This window comes from Goodfellowiella coeruleoviolacea (assembly GCF_024171785.1).
Taxonomy (GTDB): domain Bacteria; phylum Actinomycetota; class Actinomycetes; order Mycobacteriales; family Pseudonocardiaceae; genus Goodfellowiella; species Goodfellowiella coeruleoviolacea.
Genome location: NZ_JAMTCK010000045.1, coordinates 1 through 4,437, shown reverse-complemented (window position 1 = coordinate 4,437; position 4,437 = coordinate 1). Strand labels below are relative to the sequence as shown.

At 68.0% G+C, this 4,437-nt stretch carries 1 protein-coding gene; it reads left to right on the top strand.

Translation table 11 applies throughout. The features are described 5' to 3' along the window. A partial coding sequence (locus LX83_RS37480) for a type I polyketide synthase (RefSeq protein WP_301329595.1) occupies nucleotides 1-4,437 on the top strand: 4,437 nt, incomplete at both ends.

Sequence of the window (4,437 nt, the reverse complement as noted above, 5' to 3'; positions counted from 1 at the left end):
GTCCTCGGTTCCGTTCTACTCCACGGTCACGGGTGGTTTGTTCGACACCGCTGGTCTGGACACGCACTACTGGTACCGGAACATGCGGGAGCCGGTGTTGTTCCGTCAGGCGACCGAGGCGTTGCTGGCCGATGGGCATGACCTGTTCGTTGAGGTCAGTGCGCATCCGATGTTGGTGGGCTCGTTGCAGGAGAGTTTCGATCAGCATCAGCGGTCGGCGTGTGTGGTGGGGACGTTGCGGCGTGAACGGGGGGATCACCGGCAGGTGTTGGCCGCTGTGGCCGAGGCGTTCGCGCACGGTGCTGTCCCCGACTGGGCCAGCGTCCTGCCCGCGCCCCGCATACCCCACCTCGACCTGCCCACCTACCCATTCCAACACCACAACTACTGGATTCCGCTATCCGAAGCCGTGCCCGGCGACGTGTCCACGTTGGGCCTCAATCGCGGTACCCATCCGTTCGTGGGCGCTGTGCTCACCCTCGCCAATGACGAGGGGCTCGTGTTCACCGGCCAGCTGTCCACGCAGCGGACTTCCTGGCTCGCCGATCACACAGCCATGGACACACCCCTGTTTCCCGGTACCGGGTTCGTGGAGTTGGCTGTCTACGCCGGGGATCAGGTCGGATGTGACCTGATCGAGGAGCTGGTGCTGGAAAGCTCCCTCCGCATCCCGGACAGCGGTGGCGTTGTGGTTCAGGTGACGGTCAGCGGCCCGGATGAGACAGGACGCCGCGTTCTCGGCGTGTACGTGCTGCAGGGCGAGCAGCAGTGGACCCGCCTCGCGAGCGGCGTGCTGGCCAGCACCGATCAAGCCGGACGGACTGGACAGGTCGGGCAACAGGAGTTGGCGCAGTGGCCCCCAGCGGGGGCGCAATCGCTGGAGGTGACCGGGTTCTACGCCGATGCCGCGGCAGCAGGATTCGACTACGGGCCGGCATTCCAGGGACTGCGAGCGGCGTGGCGGCGCAACGACGAGGTCTTCGCCGAGGTTTCCCTGACCGGGAGCGCTGTGGACCAGGCCGATCAGTTCGGCCTGCATCCGGCACTGTTCGACGCGGCTCTGCAGGCGGCCGGCATCGGTGGTTTGCTGGGAGAGGGGCTGATGATGCCCTTCGCTTGGCGCGGGGTCTCCCTGCACGCCGCCGGCGCCACAGCACTGCGGGTCCGGCTGACTCCGGCGGAGAACGGGGAGATCGCCGTCGTCCTGGCTGACGGCACTGGCGCTCTGGTTGCCTCCGTCCAGTCACTCACGTTCCGCCCGGCCGGCCACGATCAGGAACACGATCACCGGGATGGGCTGTTCCGGGTGGATTGGCGTCGCGTCGAGGCAGGAGCCGAGCACGACGTGCCCGAGTCCGTTCTGCACCACGTCGGCAGCATCGACGGTGATGTGGCGGACGGGGTCCGGAAATCCGTCATCGAGGTGTTGGGCCTCGTCCAGGAGTGGCTGGCCGACGACCGGTCCGCACGGCTGGTCCTGGTCACGAGGAGCGGGGACCTGGCAGGCGCGGCCGTCCGAGGGTTTGTCCGGTCCGCCCAGACGGAACACCCGGGCAGGTTCGTACTGGTTGACGTCGAAACCGAGGACGAACTCGCGGGTGATCTCCTTGACCGGGTTCTGCGAACAGGGGAGCCCGAGGTCGCGGTGCGGTCCGGCGAAATCGTTGTCCCCCGCCTGGTCCAGGTCGTCGCACCGGTTGAGCAGGAGTGGAACCTGGACGGGACCGTCCTGGTGGTCGGCGGAACAGGCATGATCGGCGGGCTGGCCGCGCGACATCTCGTCGCCGAGCACGGCGTGCGAAGCCTGGTGCTGGCCAGCAGGAGCGGGATCCAAGCGCCCGGCGCCCGTGAACTGCGCGACGAGTTGGTCGACCTCGGCGCGGACGTCGTGGTCGAGGCGTGCGATGTCGCCGACCGAGAAGAACTCGCCAGTGTGCTGGCGCGCATTCCCGCTGTGCGGCCGCTGGTCGGCGTCGTGCATGCTGCCGGTGCCCTGGCCGACACGGTGGTGTCCGAACTGACCCCGGACCAAGTGAAAGCCGCCCTGCGCACGAAGGTCGATGGCGCGTGGCATCTGCACGACCTCACACGCGACACCAACCTTCGTGCGTTCGTGCTGTTCTCCTCCGCGGCTGGAGTGCTGGGTTCAGGAGGACAGGCCAACTACGCAGCGGGCAACGCGTTCATGGACGCACTGGTCGAGCACCGCCGTGCGCTTGGCCTCTCCGGGCTCTCGCTGGCGTGGGGCAGGTGGGAGCAGATCAGCGAGATGGCATCCAGCATGAGCGAGTCGGATGTGTCGCGGATGAGCCGGGCGGGTGGAGCAGGGCTCACGGCGAAGGCGGGCATGCGCCTGTTCGACCAGGCGATCGCTTGCCGCGACGCGCTGCTCGCGCCGATGCGGTTGGACCGTGCGGCGGCACGAGAGTTCTACGGCAGCCACGTACCGCCGCTACTGCGTGAACTGGTGGGAAAACCCGCCCGGCGGCGCGCGCGGGAAGTCGATACCTCCTGGCGGCAACGCGTCGCCGGCCTGACCGAGGCAGAACGGCTCGCGGTGCTGTTCAAGCTCGTGCGCGAGCACGTCGCCGCCGTGCTCGGCTACGGCTCCCCCGACGACATCGACTCGGCTCACTCGTTCAGGAGCATGGGCTTCGACTCGCTCACCGCAGTGCAACTGCGCAACCGGCTCGCCGCGGTAACCAGCCTCCGGCTGCCTGCCACGCTCGTTTTCGACTACCCGACTCCGGTGGTGCTCGTCCATCACCTCGACGCCATGGTGACCAACCGGCAGTTGGACATCGACGAGGTCACGCCGAACCAGCTCACGCCTGGCAGCGAGGACAGCACGATTGCGATCGTGGGAATGGCGTGCCGGTTCCCGGGTGGCGTGGCGGGGCCGGAGGACCTGTGGCGCCTGGTCGCGGACGGCCGAGACGCGATCAGCGGATTCCCGACGGACCGCGGTTGGGATCTTGAGGCTCTGTATGACCCGGCACGGCTTCGGCCGAAGACGTCGTACGGCCGCGAAGGCGGCTTCCTGTCCGGCGTGGCCGGTTTTGACGCGGCGTTCTTCGGCATTTCGCCGCGTGAGGCGTTGGCGATGGACCCGCAGCAGCGGCAGCTGCTGGAGGTGTCCTGGGAGGCGTTCGAGCGGGCGGGCATCGATCCGGGGTCGTTGCGGGGCAGCCGAACTGGCGTGTTCGCCGGGGCGATGTCCGGCGACTACGCACTGCTGCTGGGTGAAGTCGACAGTGATGTCGAGGGATATGTGAGCACCGGGGTGTCCGGGAGTGTGGTGTCGGGCCGAGTGGCGTACAGCTTCGGGTTCGAGGGGCCGGCGGTGACGGTGGACACGGCGTGTTCGTCGTCGTTGGTGGCGCTGCACCTGGCGGTGCAGTCGTTGCGGTCCGGTGAGTGCGACCTGGCTCTGGCCGGTGGTGTGAGCGTGATGTCCACACCGCACTTGTTCGTGGAGTTCTCCAGACAACAGGGGATGGCTCCCGACGGCCGGTGCAAGGCGTTTTCGGATGCGGCGGATGGTACGGGGTTCTCCGAGGGTGTGGGTGTGGTGTTGGTGGAGCGGTTGTCGGACGCGCGGCGTCATGGTCATCGGGTCTTGGCGGTGGTGCGGGGCAGTGCGGTGAATCAGGACGGCGCGTCGAATGGACTGACGGCGCCGAATGGTCCGTCCCAGCAGCGGGTAATCCGTTCGGCTCTGGCAAGTGGCGGTCTTTCCCCGTCCGAGGTGGACGTTGTTGAGGCGCACGGGACCGGGACCGTGCTTGGTGACCCGATCGAGGCGCAGGCGTTGCTGGCGACCTACGGCCAGGACCGGGATCAGCCGCTGTGGCTTGGATCGGTGAAGTCCAACCTGAGCCACACCCAGGCGGCGGCGGGCGTGGCGGGTGTGATCAAGATGGTGATGGCGATGCGGCACGGTGTTGTGCCGAAGACGTTGCATGTTGGTCGGCCGTCGTCGCATGTGGACTGGGCTGCTGGTGCGGTGGAGTTGGTGACGGAGGCGCGGTCGTGGCCGGAGGTGGGTCGGCCGCGTCGGGCGGGGGTGTCCTCGTTCGGGATCAGTGGCACCAACGCCCACGTGATCCTGGAGCAGGCTGTGGAACCTGAGGTGCCCACGCTGGTTTCGGAGCCGCTGGAGGAACCCGGTCCGGTGTTGTGGGCGCTGTCGGCACGGTCGGATGCGGCATTGCGGGAGCAGGCGTCCCGACTGCACCAATGGATCGCGGAGCGACCCGGCGCGTCGATCAGCGGTATCGCGTACTCGCTCGCGATCGGCCGTGCCGCGTTGGAGTGCCGGGCGGCTGTGGTGGGGGAGAGCCGGGAGGAGTTGCTCGCGGGGTTGGGTGAGGTGGCTGACGGCCGGGTGCCGGTGGTGGAGGCTGTCCGCTCACCCAAGGTGGTGTTCGTGTTTCC